This window comes from Embleya scabrispora DSM 41855 (genome assembly GCF_000372745.1).
Classification (GTDB): Bacteria; Actinomycetota; Actinomycetes; order Streptomycetales; family Streptomycetaceae; genus Embleya; species Embleya scabrispora.
On the sequence record NZ_KB889690.1, the window covers coordinates 69,397 to 88,963 of the forward strand.

At 73.3% G+C, this 19,567-nt stretch carries 15 protein-coding genes; 12 read left to right on the top strand and 3 right to left on the bottom strand.

Going from position 1 to position 19,567, the window contains the following annotated elements; all coding sequences use genetic code 11:
* Window positions 1-76: 76 nt before the first annotated feature.
* The 4 genes from A3IC_RS63075 (at window position 77) to A3IC_RS0135155 (ending at window position 4,964) form a co-directional block, all read left to right on the top strand.
* A complete protein-coding gene (locus A3IC_RS63075; RefSeq protein ID WP_020554770.1) occupies window positions 77-982 on the top strand; it encodes a DUF2510 domain-containing protein in 906 nt (301 codons plus the stop codon).
* A gap of 163 nt (window positions 983-1,145) precedes the next feature.
* On the top strand, window positions 1,146-3,683 hold the full coding sequence (locus tag A3IC_RS63080) for a TerD family protein (RefSeq protein ID WP_079026875.1): 2,538 nt from the start codon (window positions 1,146-1,148) through the stop codon (window positions 3,681-3,683).
* A 231-nt stretch (window positions 3,684-3,914) separates the two neighbouring features.
* Window positions 3,915-4,499, top strand: coding sequence for a hypothetical protein (locus A3IC_RS0135150; protein WP_026219106.1), 585 nt, complete (start codon window positions 3,915-3,917; stop codon window positions 4,497-4,499).
* 96 nt (window positions 4,500-4,595) lie between these two features.
* Entirely contained in the window at window positions 4,596-4,964 is a 369-nt protein-coding gene (locus tag A3IC_RS0135155) for a hypothetical protein (RefSeq protein ID WP_020554773.1), read from the top strand.
* Window positions 4,965-4,977: 13 nt separating this feature from the next.
* On the opposite strand, the gene A3IC_RS0135160 is transcribed toward A3IC_RS0135155, so the two are convergent.
* Together A3IC_RS0135160 and A3IC_RS0135165 are read right to left on the bottom strand one after the other, a co-directional pair.
* A complete protein-coding gene (locus A3IC_RS0135160; RefSeq protein ID WP_020554774.1) occupies window positions 4,978-5,640 on the bottom strand; it encodes a hypothetical protein in 663 nt (220 codons plus the stop codon).
* Window positions 5,641-5,839: 199 nt separating this feature from the next.
* Entirely contained in the window at window positions 5,840-7,984 is a 2,145-nt protein-coding gene (locus tag A3IC_RS0135165; protein WP_020554775.1) for a RecQ family ATP-dependent DNA helicase, read from the bottom strand.
* Between the two features lie 300 nt (window positions 7,985-8,284).
* Between A3IC_RS0135165 and A3IC_RS0135170 the strand changes: the two genes are divergently transcribed.
* The 3 genes from A3IC_RS0135170 (at window position 8,285) to A3IC_RS0135180 (ending at window position 12,306) form a co-directional block, all read left to right on the top strand.
* Complete coding sequence (locus tag A3IC_RS0135170) at window positions 8,285-9,391, top strand: DUF4192 domain-containing protein (RefSeq protein WP_040877663.1); 1,107 nt, start codon at window positions 8,285-8,287, stop codon at window positions 9,389-9,391.
* A gap of 145 nt (window positions 9,392-9,536) precedes the next feature.
* Window positions 9,537-11,480 carry a glycogen debranching N-terminal domain-containing protein gene (locus A3IC_RS0135175; protein WP_040877684.1) on the top strand — a complete coding sequence of 648 codons (1,944 nt, stop codon included), beginning with the start codon at window positions 9,537-9,539 and terminating at the stop codon, window positions 11,478-11,480.
* A 118-nt stretch (window positions 11,481-11,598) separates the two neighbouring features.
* A complete protein-coding gene (locus A3IC_RS0135180) occupies window positions 11,599-12,306 on the top strand; it encodes an NUDIX hydrolase (protein WP_020554778.1) in 708 nt (235 codons plus the stop codon).
* A gap of 100 nt (window positions 12,307-12,406) precedes the next feature.
* On the opposite strand, the gene A3IC_RS0135185 is transcribed toward A3IC_RS0135180, so the two are convergent.
* Complete coding sequence (locus A3IC_RS0135185) at window positions 12,407-12,859, bottom strand: hypothetical protein (RefSeq protein ID WP_020554779.1); 453 nt, start codon at window positions 12,857-12,859, stop codon at window positions 12,407-12,409.
* Window positions 12,860-13,048: 189 nt separating this feature from the next.
* Here A3IC_RS0135185 and A3IC_RS70290 point away from each other — a divergent pair, with 189 nt between their 5' ends.
* The 5 genes from A3IC_RS70290 to A3IC_RS71600 form a co-directional block, all read left to right on the top strand.
* Window positions 13,049-14,521, top strand: a complete 1,473-nt coding sequence (locus tag A3IC_RS70290) for an ABC transporter ATP-binding protein (protein ID WP_245599758.1) — start codon at window positions 13,049-13,051, stop codon at window positions 14,519-14,521.
* Window positions 14,518-15,276 (top strand): hypothetical protein, encoded by a 759-nt coding sequence (locus A3IC_RS0135195; RefSeq protein WP_020554781.1) that lies wholly within the window; start codon window positions 14,518-14,520, stop codon window positions 15,274-15,276. The genes A3IC_RS70290 and A3IC_RS0135195 overlap by 4 nt, the downstream gene beginning before the upstream one ends.
* A 151-nt stretch (window positions 15,277-15,427) precedes the next feature.
* The gene (locus A3IC_RS0135200) at window positions 15,428-16,282 is read left to right on the top strand and encodes a FadR/GntR family transcriptional regulator (protein WP_026219109.1); all 855 of its coding nucleotides are present in this window, start codon (window positions 15,428-15,430) and stop codon (window positions 16,280-16,282) included.
* Between the two features lie 225 nt (window positions 16,283-16,507).
* Window positions 16,508-18,145 (top strand): SpoIIE family protein phosphatase, encoded by a 1,638-nt coding sequence (locus A3IC_RS58355; RefSeq protein WP_020554783.1) that lies wholly within the window; start codon window positions 16,508-16,510, stop codon window positions 18,143-18,145.
* 264 nt (window positions 18,146-18,409) lie between these two features.
* Window positions 18,410-19,567: sigma-70 family RNA polymerase sigma factor (locus A3IC_RS71600; protein WP_079026881.1), on the top strand; the 1,158-nt coding region annotated here is incomplete at its 3' end.

Sequence of the window (19,567 nt, forward strand, 5' to 3'; positions counted from 1 at the left end):
GGGGTCGGTTTCCGAACGGTCACGTTTGCCCGAGGGCGCTCGTGCACCGCCCGGGGCCGGTTGTAGCGTCACGCGGGTGACTGCCTCGATTCCTCCCGGCTGGTACGAAGACCCCTCCGCTCCCGGCTCCGAGCGCTGGTGGGACGGCGCCCAGTGGACCGCCTCGACCCGGGCCCGCGGGCAGGGCGAGATCCCGCCCCCGCCGATCGGCGCACCGCAGGCCGCGGGGCAGGTCGGATATCCCCAGGGCGGGTATCCCGGCGGCTATCAGCCGGTCGGCCCGCCCCTCGGCGCACCCCGACCCGGTCGCGGCAAGGCGATCGGCCTGAGCGTGCTGGCGCTGGTCGTGGTGGGCGGCATCGTCGCCACGCTGATCGTCGTCCTGGGCGGGGACGGTGGCGGCGGCGGAAAAACCGCGGCCACGGACGGCACGCTCACCGATCCCACCACCGGGCTCACCGTCCCCAGGTTCAAGAACTGGGTCGTCCCGGACCCGGACGATCCCGCGGATCAGGCGGTGGAGCGCCCGTGCCCGAGCAAGTCCCCGACCCGGACGAGCGGGGGCGCGGCCGAGACCGCGCTGCAGGCGGAACGCAAGTGCTATCGGGCCGGCCTGACGCTGGACACCCGCAAGGCCGACACCTTGGAGGAGTTGGTCGCCGACCTGAAGAAGGACGTGACCGGCACCAAGGGCAGGATCAAGCTGGACACCCTGGAACTGGACAAGAAGATCACGGTGGACGGCCACCCGGGCTACGTCCTGCGCGCCAAGGTCAAGGGCAGGCCCGAGGACCTGAACATGGACTCGGACGCCGCCTGGGCGCAGGCGGTGGTGATCGACGAGAAGAACGAGGACGGCGAATTCCCCTGCGTACTGCTCAAACTGGAGATCTCCGCCTCGGCGCCGGACAAGTCCACGCTCGACACGGTACTCAAGGGCATCAAGGTGGGCACGCCGCAGCCCTCGGAGAGCACATCCTGACCCTGCGTCATATCTGACGAGACGTCACGAGCGGTACGGTACGCCCGATCGGTCGCGCCGTACCCCGCACCGGTCGCGAGCGCGTACCGTGGACGCGCGCCGCAGGTCGGGCTTGCCGGGATGCGACTGAAGGAGGCCGCACCGGGCACATCATCATTGGGGGGTGACTGTGCGCATCGGTGATCGCCTCGAATGCCCCGGCTACTCGGTGGTGGCCGTGGAGACGACGGGATTGTCCCCACATCGACATCGCATCATCGAGATCGCGGTAGCCCAATGCGATCTCGACGGACGAGTGACCGAGTTCTTCACGACCCTGCTCGACCCGCAGGGTCCCGCCGGCGACTTCCAGGCACACGGCCTGTTCGACGACGACGTGGTGAACGCCCCGACGTTCGCCGAGGTCGCGCCGTGGCTGGCGCACCTGTTCCGGCAACGGGTGGTGGTCGCGCACAACGCGCGCTTCGACATCGGCTTCGTCGAGCGCGAGTTCCAGCGCCGCGGTCGACCCACCGTGCCGCCGCTGACCACGCTGTGCACGATGCGCGAGGCACCGCACCACCTGCCCGAGGCGCCGCGCTTCACGCTGCTCGCGTGCTGCGAGGCGGCCGACGTGCCGGTGGACGGCGGGCACGGCGCGGCGGCCAAGGCGATGGGCACCGCGCGGCTCTTGGAGCACTACCTGCGCCGGAGCGCGGGCGAGGCTCGGCATTGGCAGCAGGCCCGGACGGTGGCGGCCTCGCTGAACTGGCCGCGCCGCGGCGCCGACGTGCCGCGGACGTTCACCCGCGACGACGCGCACGTGGCCCGGCGGGCGCGCGAGGAGGCCGAGCAGGTGCGCCGCCGGGACGCGGTGTCGTACCTGGAGAAGGCTCGCGCGTACGGTCCGCCCACCGGCGTGGGCGAGGGCCCCGACAGCTACCTCGCGGTGCTCGACGCGGCCCTGGAGGACCGGGTGATCACCCCGCAGGAGGCCATCGATCTGGCCGAACTCGCGGTGTCCCTGGGCATTTCCGAGGAACAACGCAAGGACCTGGACCGGCTGTACGTGACCGCGCTGGCCGCGTCCATGGTCACGGCCGGACCCGTCGACCGCGAGGAACGGGCCGACCTGACCCGGGTCGCCGCGCAATTGGGCATCCCGCGCACCGCGCTGGACGAGATCGTCGGGATGGCCCGCTCCACCGTCGAGCAGGGCCACGGCGGGCCGCGCATCCTGGCCCGGGGGCGTCCGCTGGAGTCGGGTCTGCACGTGCTCTTCCACGGCTATCTCGCGGTCACCCGGGGCGAGTTGGAGCGTCGGATGGCCCGCGCGGACCTGTCCGTGGCGTCCGGCATCCACGATCGGGTGGACGTGCTCGTGGTGGCCGACCCGGACGAATCGGCGGATCGCACCTACTGGGCCCGCCAGCGCGGCATCCGGGTGCTGATCGAGCCGGTGTTCCTGGCGCTGCTCGCCGACCTGGAACGCGGGCGCAGCAGCGCGGCCGACGCGGCCTCCCAGGTGGCCGCCGCCTCGCTCGCGCACGCCGTGCCCGGGGCACCGCGCACCACGAGCGGTTTCCTGATGCCCCGCCCCGGCGCCTCGGTGCCGGCCGCCGCCGGATCCTTCGCGCCGAGCCCCTACCGGCCCTACGACACGCCCGTGGACGGCGTCTCGGAGGTGCTGCCGACCGAGGCCTTCGAGTCGACCGAGGCATTGGGATCGGGCGAAGCCTTCGCGCCCACCGAGGCGTTCGAGGTCACCGAGGCGCAGACCGCGCCGGCGACGCCGGTATCCGGGTCGGCGTCCGCCACCACGCCGGCGCCGGTGCCGGGAACCGGTGTCACGCTGCCGAGCATCCCGCCGCCGCCGACCGCGGCCGACCTGCCGGTGGCGCCGGGTTCCTCGGCCGCCGAGGTGCTCCAGGCCACCGTCCCGGACGTGCTCCCGCCGCCGCCCAAGGTGCCGGCGACGCACGACACCCAGCCGACCACGCCGCCGCCCGTGCCGGGCCCGGAGACGCCGCCGCAGCCGATGCCGGCGGTGCCCGCGTCGACGCCGACCGCCGGCGGGCCCGAGGCGTCGTCAGCGGTCGTGCCGCCGCGGCCGGCGGACGCGCCCCCGACCGCCGTGCCGCCCCGGCCGGCGGATGCGCCCCCGCGTGCGCTCACTCGCGGGCAGGCCGTCACGATCGAGGATCTCGGCCCGTTCGCGGGCACGGTGCGGATCGAGGCGGCGTGGTGGGCACCCGGTCAGGCGGACGGCGACACGGTGGCCCTGGTCCTGGACGACGAGCGCCGAGTGGGTGACGACGGCGACCTGGTGTTCTTCAACCAACCGGTGCACGCCAGCGGCGCCGTGCGGTTGGCCGGCAAACTGCAGACCGGGACCACCAACGAGGTGGAACCGGGCTCGGATTCGGTCGAGATCGACGTCACCACGCTGCCCCCCGGCCGCAGTCGGGTCCTGGTCGCGCTCGCGCTGGACGCCACCAGTGGCACCACCTTCGCCCAGGTACCCGTCACCGTCGGTATCGTCGACCCTGTGACCTGCCGCCGACTCGCCGAATTCCGGTTGAGCGGAGGCGATGAGACCGTCATGATCCTGGCCGAGGTCTACCGACGCGGCGACTCCTGGCGCCTGCGCTCGGTCGGTCAGGGCTATGCGGAGGGCCTGGCAGCTTTGGTGATCGAGCACGGGGTGGTGGTGGACGATTGATCCGGCCGAGCTGACGGGGCATCGTAGGATGCGCCGTCGTACGCCCGGGCCACACCCCAGGAGCACCCTGGGTGGGCACGCCCCGCGCGGCTTTGATAGGACTGCCACCATGCCGCGCGTGTTCTCCGGGGAACGGGACTCCACCGATCCCTCCCCGCGTCTCCTCACCGCCGGGCATCCCGGTACCGCCACGAACGAACCGAGCCTTCCCCAGACATGACTGTGAATCCGGTGACTGCCGAAAACACCGCGGACGCGACGTCCGCACCCGAAACCCCGTCCGTACCGCGCCCGTCCGGCGCGGTGCCCAAGCCCGGACCTCGACCGGGCCCGAAGCCGGGCCCGCCCAAGCCCGCCGTGCCACGTCAGGCGACCGCAACCGCGGGATCCGCCCCGGCGAAGCCGGGCAAGCCCGGCAAGCCCGCTCCGGCCGCGCCGCGGGTCACGCTGATCCCGGCGACCGAGGACAACGTCTTCGACGCCGCGGACGACGCGGTGGACGCGCTCCTGGAGGCCGGCACCGAGCCCGGCTCGATCCTGGTGCTGACCACGGGTGGGCCGCACCCGTGGCAGCAGCACGAGGAGACGTTCGGCGCCGCGCAGTACTGGCGTCAGTACGACGAGGGCAAGGACGTGTTCTACGCGTCGCTGCCCGCCTCGCGTCCGCTGCGCCGGGCCGCGGTCGTGGTCGTGGTCAACGGATTCGCCGACCCGGACAACGCCGCACAGGTCCTGACCGCGGCTCTGACCGCCGGGGCGTCGGTGACGGTCTGCGGCGACATCGAGCGAGTGCGCGCGCTCACCGGTGTCGCATAGCACGTCGTAGCACGTAGGGGGCCCGCCCGTATCCGGTCCGACCGAACTCGGGCCCCCTGCCCCGCGAGACCCGAAGGTCGGCTACGGTTCGTTGCCATGTCGGAATCGCCGTCGATCGCGCAGCTCCTTGACCGGTTCCTCAGCGACCAGGAGGACCGGCTGAAAATACAGCAGTACCGGGCCTGTAGCACCGTCATCGACATGTTGTCGGGCTATCTCAACCGGTATGCCTACACCACCCTGATCGGGGCCGAACGCCAGGAATGGGACCGCGCCTTCTCGGCCGGTGACGACCGGGCGTTCTGCAACGTGTTCGGGGTGCGCAAGTTGATCGCCGGGATCAAGCCGTTCCACGCGCAACATCTGCGTACGCGGTTGCAGAGCCCGGAGCTCGTCCAGGACCACGCGTTGACGGTCACGACCGATCTGGTCGACTGGCTCGCCGAGCGCGGTCTCACCGCCTGATCCGGAGCGTCCGTCAGGACGCGGAAGGTCGTACCAGGGGAGTGGGCCCCGTCTCCGGCAGGTAACGCACCTGCGGCAGTCCAGTCGCGGGGTGGGCCGGGGCGATGCCCGCTGCCCTGATCGGCGTGCTGCCGCCGGGACCGCGCTTGCGGCTCGCGGGCAGCGCCGGGGTACGCCCGGAGCGCCCGTCGGCGACCAGCTGCCAGCCGTTCTGCGCGACGATCGCGATCGCGCCGCAGCGCATCCCGTGCAGCACGCACGCGTCGTGCAACCCCCACATCCAGCGGCCGTCGTCCGTTTCCCACTCGCGCGTGCCCTCGCGGTGGATCGCCAGCACCGTGGTGTGCGTCGGGGTGGGCCGACGCAGGTCGTCCGGGACGATCAGGCGCAGATTCGCCAGGATCAGATTGCGACAGCGCCAGCCGTCGATACGGCCCTCGCCGAAGCCGAAGGAGGCGCTGGCCACCGGGCGTTCGGAGCGATCCAGGACGGCGACCACCGCCGTACGCGCGACCGGTTGATGCAGGTCGTGCAGGCGTTTGATCAGCGCGCGGGGGTCGCGCAGCAACGGGATCCGGCGCGCGCGCCAGGATTGGGGATCCAGCCAGCGGGAGGGACTGGCCGTGGGCGCGCCGTGGCCGGCAGGCGCGGCGGAGGCTGTTGCGGCGTTGTGCACGGTCCTCCTTCCGTCCGGGACGGACAGCGGCGCACGCTCCGGCAACGGGCGGCTCGCGGCGGAGCGGCGCCGACGGGGCCCGTACGGGAATGTGAAGAGAACGCCTTGTCGATTCTTGCGTGGCGCCCGGGAACTCGGCAACACGTAAGTGTGATCATTCGGTACGTCCGCGTGACGGTCCGGGGTCGGCCGGTGCCGATCACCCCTCCATCGTGAGCACCAGGGGCAACACCCCGGGGGCGCCGGCCCGGCGCAGCAGGCGGGCCACCACGGTGAGCGTCCACCCGGTGTCGGTGCGGTCGTCCACGAGCAGGATCGGCGCGTCCAGGGCGGCCACCCGCTCGGCGAGCGCATCGGGCAGCACGAACGCGTCGGCGATCGAACGCAGGCGCTGCGCGCTGTTGCTGCGCGGCCCCGGACCGCCCGCGCCGGGTGTGTACTCGACCCGGCCGAGCCAGGGGAGGCGGCCGACCGAGGCCAGCCGTTCGCCGAGGCTGTCGATCAGCGCGCCGCGCGTATGCGAGGCGATGGTCACCACGCCGCCGGGTCGGCGCTGCCAGCCCCATGCGGCCAGGACCTGGACGACGGCGTCGAACGCGGCGTCCGGGATCGGCCCGTCGGGTGCGCCGGGGGCCAGGATCGGGCGCAGCCGGTTACCCCATCCGATGTCCGAGGAGCGGCCCAGCGCCCGTCCCGCGGCGGCCTGTTCGCCGTCGGGGATGCGGCCCTTGAGTTCGACGCCGGCCACCGCCATGCCGGTGGGCCACATCCGGCGCGGCTCCACCTCCACGCCCGGCCGGCCCAGGGCCGCGCGCGCCGCGTCCCGGGAGGCGGGATCCACCCGCGCGTCGTGGCGCGGGCCGGCGCACGCGTCGCAGCGCCCGCACGGGACGGCGCCCGGATCGTCCAGGCAGCGGCGCAGGAACTCCATCCGGCAGGTACCGTCGGCCTGATAGTCGCGCATGGACTGCTGCTCGTGCTCGCGGGCCGCCGCCACCCGCGCGTAGCGCTCGGCGTCGTACGCCCAGGGGCGGCCGGTCGCGGTCCAGCCGCCGCGCACGCGCTTGACCGCGCCGTCCACGTCGAGCACCTTGAGCATCAGCTCCAGGCGGTTGCGGCGCAGGTCCACGAGCGGTTCCAGGGCCTGGGTGGACAGCGGGCGCCCGGCGCCCTCCAGAGCGGCCAGCGTGCGCTCGACCTGCTCGCGGGCGGGAAAGCCGAGCGAGCCGAAGTAGCGCCAGATCGCCTCGTCCTCCCGGCCGGGCAGCAGCAGCACGTCGGCCCGGTCCACGGCGCGCCCGGCCCGGCCGATCTGCTGGTAGTAGGCGATCGGCGACTGCGGGGCGCCCAGGTGCACCACGAAGCCCAGGTCGCCCTTGTCGAAACCCATGCCGAGCGCGGACGTGGCCACGAGCGCCTTGACCCGGTTGGCCAGCAGGTCGGCCTCGGCGACCCGGCGCTCGGCGTCCTCGGTGCGGCCCGAGTAGGACGCGACGGCGTGTCCGCGCGAGCGCAGGAACGCGGTGACCTCCTCGGCCGCGGCGACGGTCAGCGTGTAGACGATGCCCGAGCCCGGCAGCTCGGGCAGGTGGGTGTCCAGCCAGGCCAACCGGTCGGCCGCGTCGGGCAGTCGCAGCACGCCGAGCGACAGGCTCTCCCGATCCAGGGTGCCGCGCAGCACCAGCGCGTCGCCGGCCGGGTCGAGTTGCTCGGCCACGTCGGCGCTCACCCGCGCGTTCGCGGTCGCGGTGGTGGCCAGGACCGGGACGCCGGTCGGCAGCTCCTCCAGCAGGGTGCGCAGCCGGCGATAGTCGGGGCGGAAGTCGTGCCCCCAGTCGGACACGCAGTGCGCCTCGTCGACCACGAGCAGACCGGTGGTGGCGGCCAGCTTGGGCAGCACGGTGTCCCGGAAGTCGGGGTTGTTCAGCCGCTCGGGGCTGACCAGGAGCACGTCGACGGTGCCCTCGGCCACCTCGGCCTGCACCGCGTCCCAGTCGTCGACGTTGGCCGAGTTGATGGTGCGGGCCCGGATCCCGGCCCGGGCGGCGGCGTCGACCTGGTTGCGCATCAGGGCCAGCAGCGGCGAGACGATCACGGTGGGCCCGGCGCCGCGCTCGCGCAGCAGCGCGGTGGCCACGAAGTAGACCGCGGACTTGCCCCAGCCCGTGCGCTGCACCACCAGGACCCGGCGATGGTGTGCGACCAGCGCCTCGACCGCGCGCCACTGGTCCTCGCGCAGCCGCGCGTCGCCGCCGGCCAGGTCCCGCAGCACGGCGTCGGCGCGGGTGCGCAGGTCGGTCGCGGGGTCGGGGCGGGCGTCGTGGGTGGAGCGGTCCTGGGTCATGCCTTCCTTTGTAGTCGCCGGCGGCGACATCGCGAAAAGAAGGTAGGGACGGTTTGTGCAGAAACGTGTCGCTTTCGCGGGTCGCCGGGGTCGCCGGGGTCGACCGGTGCGGGCGGACATCCGGGCCGACGGGCGGGTGAGGCGCCGGGCGGACGCCGCCCGGCCACAGGTGGCCACCGCGCCGGGAGGAGCAGAGGGCGTTGACCGGGTTTGTCGAAACATGTGTGCACAACGTTCGAGTTGAGCACAGGTCGTCGGCCGGTGCCGGGCGCGGATCGCGAGCGGGCGCAGGCTCGCCGCATGAACGACACCGATGGTTTCGACCGCACTCCCTTCGTGGCGATGTCCCCGCAGTCCGTGCTGCGGGTGCGCTCGCCCGCGGACCTGGTGGAGGCCGTGCCGTATCTGATCGGGGTGCGGCCCACGGACAGCGTGGTGCTGCTGGGCATCCTGCCGGGCGAGCGCAGTCGGGTCGGCCCGGTGCTGCGACACGATCTGCCGCCGCCGGCCGATTTCGAGCCCGCCGCCCGGCACTTCGCCCGACTGCTGGTGCGCACCGGCGCGCGCGGCGTGGCCGTGGCGATGTATCCGGACGGTGCCGAGGCGACGGCGCCGACCACGGGAGGGACGGCGCCCGGGGACGAGCCGGAGCCGGCCGTCGAGCGGCTGCGGCCGCTGCACACGGCGATCGCCCACGCGTGTGGCACGCACGCGATCGAGGTGCGCGAGGCGGTGTGCGTGACCGCCGAGCGCTGGTGGTCCTACGGCTGTACGGATGCCCGGTGCTGCCCGGCGGAGGGCACCCTGCTGCGCACCGAACGCAGCTCGACGGTCGCCGCGACGGCGGTCTGGGCGGGACTGCCCGAGCCGGTGTCGCTGGCCGAGTTGGTGCGCCGCTTCCGGCCGCCCGAGTATGCGATGCGCGAGCTGATGCTGCGAGCGTACGAAAGCGTGCGAACCGAGCCCACGGGGTTCGCGGTGCGGCGCACGCTGACCGCGCTGGCCGGCCACCGTGCGCGGTTCCGGGCCGGCGACACCACGATCGAACCGGCCGAGGCGGCGCGGCTGGTGCTCGGGCTGGGCGACGCGCGAGTGCGCGACGAGGTGATGGCGTGGCACGGCGAGCAGCCGGGCGACGCCGAGGACGTGGCCCTGCTCGCGCTGTGGACCGCGCTGGCCCGCCGGGCCTTCGCCCCCGCCTCCGCGCCGCCGCTCACCCTCGCCGCGTGGGCGGCGTGGTCGATCGGCGACGGCGTGTTGGCCCGGGTCGCGGTGACCCGGGCGCTGCGGGCCGACGCCGCATACACCATGGCGCGGCTGCTGCACTCGGCGATCAACAGCCCGCTGAGCGCGGCCGAGGTGCGCCGAAGGATCTTCGGCGATGCCGTGACCAACCGGGCGCCGTGACCGTTGGCAGCCCGGGGACCGGATGTCGACCGACCGGTCGACGTCGGAGCGGACCGCCGCCGGGCGCGCCGCCGGCTCCCATGCGGGGGAGCCCGATCCCCGCCCGCGAGGGGCGCACGAGAAGCGGGAGACGAGAGCGGTGAGCGTGAGCACGACCCCACATCCCGTCGCGCACGACGCGCTCGTCTGCGTGGACGCGCCGGGCATGGCGATCAATGGGCTCGACGGGCAGTTGCGCGGGCACGGCGTGCAGGGCATCTACCACGACGGGCGGCGCACCCTCTCGCGCATCGTGCTGACCGTCGGCGGCACCGAGCCCGAACCGCTGTCCGGACACGTGGTCGCGGCCGACACCGTGCGCTACCTCGCGATGCGCCGATTCGCCGCGGACGGCTCGCCCGACCCCGGCCTGGTGATCGAGCGCACCCGGCACGCCGCCGGCCGGGAGCGGCTCGTGCTGCGCAACACCGGGCGCCGGGCGCTGCGCTGTTCGGTCGAACTGGCCCTGGGCACCGACCTGATCTCGCTGGACGCGCTGCGGGCCGGACACCGCCCATCCGAACTGCCGGCCCGGGTCACCGCGGCGGGTCTGGGTTGGAGCGCACCGGACGGGACGAGCGTGCGGGCGAGCGCCGAGCCGGCACCGGAGACCGCGCTGGCCGCCACCGCGACGCTGCGCTGGGACGTCGACCTGGAGCCGGCCCGCTCGTGGGTGGTCGAACTGCGCGTGGTCGCCGAATCGGGTCCCGGTCGACCCGGCCCGCGCGCCTTCTCCGGCCGGCCGCCGTGGACGCAGCCCCGGGTGCGTTGCGACGACGTACGGGTCGCGGCCTGGCTCGACCAGGGACTGCGCGACCTGCGGGCGCTGCTCGTGGTCCCCGATCCCGACCTGCCGACCGCGCCGCTGCCCGCGGCCGGCGCGCCCTGGCAGCTGGCCCCCACCGGACGCGACGCGTTGTGGACCGCCCGGACGTTGTTACCGCTGGGCACCCGATTCGCGGGCGGTGTGCTGCGGTTGCTCGCCGCCCATCAGGGCGTACGCACGCGGCCGCGCGGCGGCGAGGACCCCGGGCGGATCCCGCACACCCTGGGTCGGGTCGGCGAACCGGCCCGCTACGACTGCGCGGGTTCGACCGCGCTGTTCGTCACGCTGTTCGGTGAAGCCTGGCGCTGGGGACTGCCCGCCGCCGAGACCGGCGCACTGTTGCCCGCGCTCGGCCGTGCGCTCGCCCACCTGTCCCGCACGCTGGGCGAGCGGCCCGGCGACTTCGTCCGGCTCGGCCCCGAGGGGCCCGCGCCGTGCGAACTCCAGGCGCAGACCTATCAGGCCGCGCGGCACGGCGCGGCCCTGCTGGACGCGCACGGCCTGCCGGGCGCGGACGCCCTGCGGGAGCGGGCCGAGCAACTCGGCGTCGCCTTCCGCCGGGCGTTTCGCGCCGAGGACGCGGCGGGGGAGTACTACGCGGCGGCGCTCGACCCCGCCGGCCGGCCGATCACCGTGGCCTCGTCCGCGATGGCGCACCTGCCCGGCAGCGGCATCCTGGACGTCACCGGCAATCGGGCGGTGGCCCGCCGGTTGACCGCACCCGACCTGGACTGCGGCTGGGGGCTACGCGGCACCTCGGCCCGGTGGCCCGGCTACCACCCGCTCGCCGCGCGAGGCGGTGTGGTGCGCGCGCACGACACGTGTGTGGCCGCCGCCGGGCTCGCCGAAGCGGGCCATCTCGACGCCGCGCAGCAGCTGTTCGCCGGGTTGCTGCACGCCGCGCCGTGGTTCCAGTACCGCTTTCCGGAGATGCACGCGGGCGAACAGCGCGTGCAAGGCCATGCTCCGGTCGCCCACCCCCTGGCGTGCCGGCCGCTCGCGCGCGCGGCCGGGGCGATCCTGCCGGTCCTGGTGGCCTTCGCCGGGATTCGGCCCGACGTCCCGGCCGGCCGGGTCACCGTGCGCCCGGCCGGCCCGCTGGACATCGGCGAACTCGAACTGCGCGATCTGTGCGTGGCCGGCGAGCCGTTCACGGTTCGGGTCAACCGGGCCGGTCAGGCGATCGTGGAGGCGGCGGCGGAGGGCATGCAGTTGGCGATCTGAGCCGCGCGGCCCGGTGACGCGACGCCACCGCCCGCGTGCGCGGGGTATGCCGACCGATCGGGAATGCGTTTTATCGTCAGCCAGACAGCTAGTGCCCTCCGGGCACTAGGATCGCCCCATGCCGCGCTCCGAGACCTCGCTCTTTCCGCCCTTCGGAGTCACCGTGGATCTCGTCGTCCTCACGGTGCGCGAGCACGCGCTGAGTGCCCTGACCATCCGCCGGGGCGAGCCGCCGTTCCAGGGCGCGTGGGCGCTTCCCGGCGGCTTCGTGCGCGAAGGCGAGGGCCTGGAGGCCGCCGCGGCGCGCGAACTCGCCGAGGAGACCGGCCTGGACCGGCTGCCGGTGCACCTGGAGCAACTCGCCACCTTCGGCGACCCCGGCCGCGACCCGCGGATGCGCGTGGTCAGCGTGGCCTACCTGGTCCTGGCCCCGGACCTGCCCGCCCCGCGCCCGGGCGGCGACGCGGCCGGCGCGCGCTGGTCCTCGGTCGGCGAACTGCTCGGCGACGGCACCCGGCTCGCCTTCGACCACGCGCGGATCCTGGAGGACGGCGTCGAGCGCGCCCGCTCCAAGATCGAGTACTCCTCGCTCGCCGCCGCCTTCTGCCCCGAGGAGTTCACCGTCGGCGAGCTGCGCCGGGTCTACGAGGCGGTGTGGGGCGTGGCTCTGGATCCGCGCAACTTCCACCGCAAAGTCACCGGCACGCCCGACTTCCTGGTGCCCACCGGCGGTACCACCACCCGGCAGGGTGGCCGGCCGGCCCAACTGTTTCGGCGCGGCTCCGCGGAGAAGCTCAACCCACCGATGTTGCGCCCCGAAGCCTGACCGACTCGGCCGCAGCCGCGCCCTTTGCGCACCGCCCGGCGCGCGCGGGCGGTGCCCGCCGCCCGCTCCGGCCGCGCCGCCCGCAGGGGCCGCCCAGCCGTCAGTCCTGACCGCCCAGATCGAGACCGCCCGCGTCGTAGGCGAGTTGCGCGTCCCGGCTGCGGTGGCGGCCCAGCATCGCGAGCAACTCCACCACCTGCGGTTGCAGCGCCGGCCAACCCGCGACGCCCTGCGGACCGTGGCCGATGTCCGCCAGCAGGTCGTCCAAGAGCAGGCCGAGCCGGGTGTGTTCATCCCGCAGCCGCCACACCGCGGGTTCGAACCTGGGATCCGCGCGGCGCACCTCGTCATAGAGACCGTCGGGCCCCTCGGTGGCCGCGACGTGTTCGTACAGATCGGCCCGCAGTTGCCGCAGCCCCGCGCACAGCGCGGCCACCCGGCGCGGGCCCGCCCTGTCGGCGACCAGACCGTCACGGACGATCAACAACGCGTCGTCGAGGTCGCCCCGCCTGCGGCGGACGGCGTCCAGGACGCCCGGATCGGGAAGAGACATGCCGACCTCCAGAGGCGGTACTCGGCGGTATCTCGATGGTCCTCCAGGACCCGGCGGCCTGTCCAGGTTCGGCGGACTTTTCCGCAGCTCGCCGAAACACGACGAAATGCCGGGAAAATTACGATCTCGTCGGTATCTTGCCAAAGATCCATAGATCTCCCGTATTCGGGGTGACGAGGAGCGATGGCGATGGCGATGATCCAGGCACGCGCGCTGACCAAGAGATACGGCGGCATCGTGGCCGTCGACAACCTGTCCTTCGATGTGTTCCCCGGCCGGGTCACGGCACTGCTCGGGCCCAACGGCGCGGGCAAGTCGACCGCCCTGCGGCTGATGCTCGACCTCGAACGGGGCCGGGGCGAGACGCTGTACGACGGCCGACGCTATCGCCGACTTCGCCGGCCCGGTGCCGAGGTCGGCGCCTGCGTGGGTCTGACCGGCGCACATCCGGGACGCCGCGTCCGGGCGCACCTGCGGATGCTCGCGGCGGCCGGTCGCATCCCGGCCCGCCGAGTGGACGAGGTGCTCGACCTGGTCGGGCTGACCCCGGTGGCCGGCGCCCGGGTCCGGGTGCTTTCGGCCGGCGCGCTCGGCCGACTCGGGCTGGCCGGCGCGCTGCTCGGCGATCCGCGCACGTTGGTGCTGGACGAACCCGCGGCCGGCCTGGACCCGCAGGGGGTGCGCTGGCTGCGCGACTTCCTGCGCGCCTTCGCGGACGATGGCCGTACGGTCCTGGTCGCCGGACACATCCTGGCCGAGACCGCGCGCTGCGCGGATCGGGTCCTGGTGATCAGTCGGGGTCGCCTGGTCGCGGACGAACCGGCGGCCGACTTCCTGCGCCGCGGGGCGCAGGGCGGGGTCTCGGTGCGTACGCCGCAGGTGGCCCGGCTGTCCGCGCTGTTGCAGGCCGAGGGCCTGTACACCGCCCGGTCCGGCGGCACCATGCTCACCGTGACCGGTGTCGATCGGGCCAGGGTCGGCGAGATCGCCTTCCGGGGCGGGATCCTGCTGCACGAGTTGACCGAACGCGAGCCCGGGGTCGGTGACGCGTTCACCGATGTGATCACCATGGGGCGCGAGCGTCCGCAGACCGACCAGGACGAGGACTCCGGCACCGGACACTCGACCGGGATCGACTCGGCGAGCCGGCCCACCGAGGAACTCGCCCAACCGGGATCCGCGTTCACCCACGCGGCGCCGCCGGGCCCGCCGCTCGCCGGCCCGGCGCCGTCGGCCGCGCCCGGGTCGGGGCTCGATCCCGATCCCGATCCGCCTCCTGCCCAAGCGCGAACGAAGGCCACACCGCCGGCCCGAGCGCGAACGGTGGCCCGGTCGGCCACCACGCCGACCGTCGCGCCGGCCGGCTCACCGACGAACCGCGACACCGCCGCGAGCACCGTGCCCGAGGCTCACCGGATCATCGAGTCGGGCGTTGACCCGGACATCGCCTGCGCCGCCGACCCGAACGCCCGGGTGTCCGTCGCGCCGCACACCCGCCCTGCCGACGCCGACGCCGACGCCGATGTCGCAGCAGGCGCCCGCCGAAGCAGCGACCCGGACCCGAACGAGGTGTCCTCCGCGCTGCCGCCGAGGGGCCGATTCGCCCGCACCTGGCGCTCCACCGGGCGCGCCGAGCTGACCGACGAGGTGAGAAGCGCATGAGCGCGATCGGATACGAACTCGTGCGAGCCCGCAGCCTGCGCACGACATGGTGGGGCCTGCTGGGCCTGCTCGCGCTCACCGCCGGTGCCACATGGGTGGCGGCCCGCCAGACCGGCGCCGTCCCGATCGGCTCCGCCGAGGCGGCCCGGCTGGTCACCGCGGGACCCGGCCGTACCCCCGTGCTGATCCCCGCGATCATGCTGGCGACCGCCCTCGCGTGCGCGCGCGAACAACGCCGGGAGGCACTGCCCACCCTGTTGCTCGCATTGCCCCGGCGCGGTCGGGTCTACCTGGCCAAGGTGCTCGGCACCGCGCTCGCGGCCGTCGCGGTCGCCGTCCTGGCGGTGGCCGCGAGCGTCGGCACGGCCCGCGCCGTACTCGGTCCGACCTTCCTCGACACCGCGGCGATTCAGGCCCCGGCACCGCAGATCCTGGCCGGATTCGTCGCCTATGTGTTGCTCGCCGCCGTCCTCGGCCTGGCGATCGGCACCCTGTCCCGTGGTGCCCCGCTGATCGCGATCGTCGCCGCGTCACTGCCGGTGGGGGTCGAACGGCTGATCGCGGCGGCCGTTTCGGCCGGTGCCCCGCCGGCGTACCGAGACCTCGTGCGTTACCTTCCGTTCCGCGCCGCGGACCGCATGCTCACCGTCGCCGACGGCGGCCTGTCGCCCGTGGTGGGCGGCTCGGTCCTGGCCGGAACCACGCTCGTGCTCACCGTGCTCGCGCTGATCACCTTCGTGCGCCGCCGCGCCTGAACCGGTTCCGGCGGACGTCACACTTTCGGACGATCGACCCGCAAGGTAGATCACCCTTTCGTGTGTTTTTCAGTCGAGAGCGGGTTTGCTGCTCAAGCCGGACCCGTTCGAGGCCGAGATGGAGAGCGTGAGTATCGCTGCCCATCAGACAATGACCCACGCCCCGGCGAGCGGCTCGGCCGACGCGTTCCGCGCCGGCGAGCCGGGCGCCGCCGGCACCGACCCGATCTCCCGCCGGCCGTACGGGTGGGACGGACCCGACCTCGAACCGGCTCGCGCCGTACGCAAACCCGGCGTCGGTCGAGGCCGCGGCCTGCACGGCCAACTCGTCCAGCAACTGGGCCAGATGATCGTCGCGGGCGAGGTGGGTGCCGAACGCCCGCTGGTGCCCGAGGAGATCGGCCAGCGCTTCGAGGTCTCCCGCACCGTGGTGCGCGAATCGCTCCGGGTGCTGGAGGCCAAGGGCCTGGTCAGCGCCCGGCCCAACGTCGGCACCCGAGTGCGCCCGGTGAGCGACTGGAATCTGCTCGACCCCGATGTGATCGAGTGGCGCGCGTGCGGCCCCCAGCGCGACTCGCAGCGCCGCGAACTCTTCGAACTGCGCTGGGGCATCGAGCCGCTGGCCGCGCACATGGCCGCGTGTCGCAACCACCCGGAGATCGTCCGCCGGCTCGGCGACGTCGTGGAGATCATGCAGCGGGCCGTCGCCCAGCCCGACCCGCTCACCTTCAGTCGCGCGGACGCGGAGTTCCACGGTCTGCTGCTCCAGGTCGCGGGCAACCGGATGCTCGACCACCTCGCGAGCATCCTGGCCGCCGCGCTCCAGGTGTCCGGCGGACACGTGGCCGGCTGCGAGCACCTCTCCGAGGCGTCCGTCGCGCTGCACGCGCGCCTGGTCGAAGCGGTCGCCGCCGGCGACGGCGAGAGCGCCGAGACCGCCATGCGCTCGCTGCTCGCCGTACACCCCGAGGTGGACCGCCAATTCCCCGCCCCGCGCGAGGGCTGACCCGCAGTCGAGGGACAGTGCCACTCCCCGGAACGAGGACACGCGCATCGCCCCTTCGCCGACCCGACGCACGGGTCGACGAAGGGGCGCGTGTATGTCCGAGTCCGCACCCATATCCGATGTACACAGAGTTCGGGCCGATCCTCCCGGTGAAGGGGGTCGCGTGCGTACTCTCGATATCTGACTCGCCGGCCCGGAATTGCCAACAGGTGGGGTTGTGAGGCAATGAACGACGACAAGGTCGGATGCGAGCGGTCCGCAGGGATCGACGCGGCACTGCTGGCAACCTTGACCAGCCAGGGATCGACGGCATTCGCTTTCTACGACCGGCAGTTGCACTGCCGGCGGATCAGCGGCGCACTGGCCCGGCTGGCCGGCCGCGCGGCCGAGGACCTGCTCGGCCGACGTCCCGACGAGGTCTGGCCGCCGGCCCGGGCGCGCCGGATCGAAGCGGCCCTCACCCGGGTACTGGCCCGCGGTGAGCCGCACGTGGAGACCCACGCGAGCCGCTCCCCGGACTGCGGCGCACCCGCCGACCGGGTCGGCAAAGCCCGCGCCGACGAACGCGAACGGGCGTACGAGTCCCAGTGGTTGCCGGTGCGTGACCCGATCGACGAGGCCGCTCCGGTGATCGGCGTACTGCTGGTGGTGCGCGACATCACCGAACAGCGGCGCTGCGAGGAGCTGCTGCGGTCCAGCCAGTGGCGCACCACCAGACTCCAGGCGATGACCGCGCGGATCGCGGGCACCCTCAGCGTGCCCGAGGTGGAGGAGGCGGTCGAGGAACTGGGCACCGGCATCGCCGCCGCGTGCTCGGAGGCGTACCTGCTGGACGAGACCGCGCCGGTGTACCCGTGGCCGAACGTGCCCGCGCAGCGCACCGTCGCCCGCCGGCGCGGCCTGCCCGCACACTGGTCGGCGGACCTGGTGGCCGCGGTGACCGACGGCATCGCGCAGTACACCTCGAACGACGGGCCGGGCGCCGCGCGGGCGATCCTGCCGCTGGTCGGCTCCGGCGCACCGCTGGGCGTGCTGCGCTACACCTTCGACGACGGCCGTGTGTTCGACCCGGACGACCGGATCTTCCTGGAGGCGTTCGCGGGCCAGTGTGCGCTGGCCATCGAGCGCTCGCGCCTGTACGAGCGCGAGCACCGCACCGCCGTCGCGCTCCAGCGCAGCCTGCTGCCCGAGCGGTTGCCGGCGGTGCGCGGCGTCGAGTTCGGCTTCCGCTACCTGCCCGGCGCCCCCGACTTCGAGGTCGGCGGCGACTGGTACGACGTGTTCCAACTGCCCGACGGGCGGGTGGCGATCGTGGTCGGCGACGTGATCGGAAAGGGCCTGACCGCGGCGGCCGGCATGGGCCGGGTCCGTTCGGCGCTGCGCGCGCTCGCCTTCACCGACGCCGAGCCCGCCGCCGTACTCACCGGTCTGGACCGGCTGTTCACCGCGACCGAGGATGACGAGTCGCTGACCACGCTCGTCTACGCCGTGGTGGATCCCGTCACCGGCCTGCTCGATCTCGCCGACGCGGGCCACCTGCCGGTGGTGGTCGTCTCGGCCGACGGCAAGGCCAAACTCGTCGAGATCGGCGAGGAGTCGACGCCCCTGGGAGTTGCGGAACGGCGGACGCAACACACCATTCGACTCGATCCGGGGGACATCCTGATCGGCTTCTCGGACGGCCTCGTCGAGACGCGCGGGCGTGGCATCGACGAGGGTCTGGACGACCTCGTGGAGATCGCCCGCGGGGCCAACGAGGGCCTGGAGGCGCTGTTGACCGACATCCTGGAAGGACTGCTCGGTGACCGGGATCGAGACGACGACGTGACCATCCTGGGGGTGCGGATCACCGGTGACCCGTGAGCCGGATCCCTCACACAGGGTGTGGCGCGCACCGCAAGAGGGAACCGTGTGAGCTGCACCACCGAACGGGTGCGTAACACTTCTTCGCCTGGCCCGATGAGTACGAAGGTGGCAGCCGTTCGGGAATAGCAAAACCAGGCCGCTGCGCTGATTCGAGCGCAACGGTTTGCCGGAACCACGGAACACGCTGTCCGCCCGAGTGTCGTTCGCTTGGCGGCGCCTGCCTGTCCACCAGGCCGTGACGCCGTCCAGATCGTCGAGAGGTTGTTTGTGTCGGCCAGCACATCCCGTTCGCTCCCGCCCGAGATCGCCGAATTCGTCAACGTGAAGTCGTTGATCGAGCGGGGTGAGGCCCAGGGGTACATCGCCAGCGACGAGGTGCGTCAGGCGTTCGAGGCCGACCAGATTCCGGCCACTCAGTGGAAGAACGTCCTGCGCAGCCTCAACCAGGTCCTCGACCAGGAGGGTGTGACCATCATGGTCAGTGCCGCGGACTCGGCGGCGCCCAAGCGCACCCGCAAGAGTGTGGCGGCGAAGAGCGCCGCCAAGCGGACCGCGACCAAGACCGTCGTCTCCAATCGCGCCGGCAGCGCCGGCACCGTGACCGCAGCGGCCGAACCGGCCACACCCGACTCCGGCGCCGCGCCGACCACCACCGCGGCCGAGGCCGCCCCGGCTGCCCCGACCGCGCCCGCGGCGAGCGCCGCACCGCGCAAGAGCGCCGCGAAGAAGACCGCCGCCGCAGGCACCGCCAAGAAGGCCGCACCGAAGAAGGCCGCCGCCAAGAAGACCGCCGGCAAGGCCGGCGAAGCCGACGCGGACGCCGAGGAGTTGCCCGACGACCCCGAGGCGGTCGTCGAGGACGCTGCGCCCGACGAGCCGGAGAGCAAGGGCTTCATTCTCTCCGACGACGAGGACGACGCCCCCGCGCAGCAGGTCGCCGCCGCCGGCGCCACCGCCGACCCGGTCAAGGACTACCTCAAGCAGATCGGCAAGGTTCCGCTGCTCAATGCCGAGCAGGAGGTCAACCTCGCCAAGCGGATCGAGGCCGGCCTGTTCGCCGAGGACAAGCTCGGCTCCGGCGACAAGCTGCAACCCAAGCTCCGGATGGAGCTGGAGATCATCGCCGAGGACGGCCGCCGGGCGAAGAACCACCTCCTGGAGGCCAACCTCCGCCTGGTGGTCTCGCTGGCGAAGCGTTACACCGGTCGCGGCATGCTCTTCCTGGACCTGATCCAGGAGGGCAACCTGGGCCTGATCCGTGCGGTCGAGAAGTTCGACTACACCAAGGGCTACAAGTTCTCCACCTACGCGACCTGGTGGATTCGGCAGGCGATCACCCGGGCCATGGCCGACCAGGCGCGGACCATCCGCATCCCGGTCCACATGGTCGAGGTGATCAACAAGCTGGCCCGCGTGCAG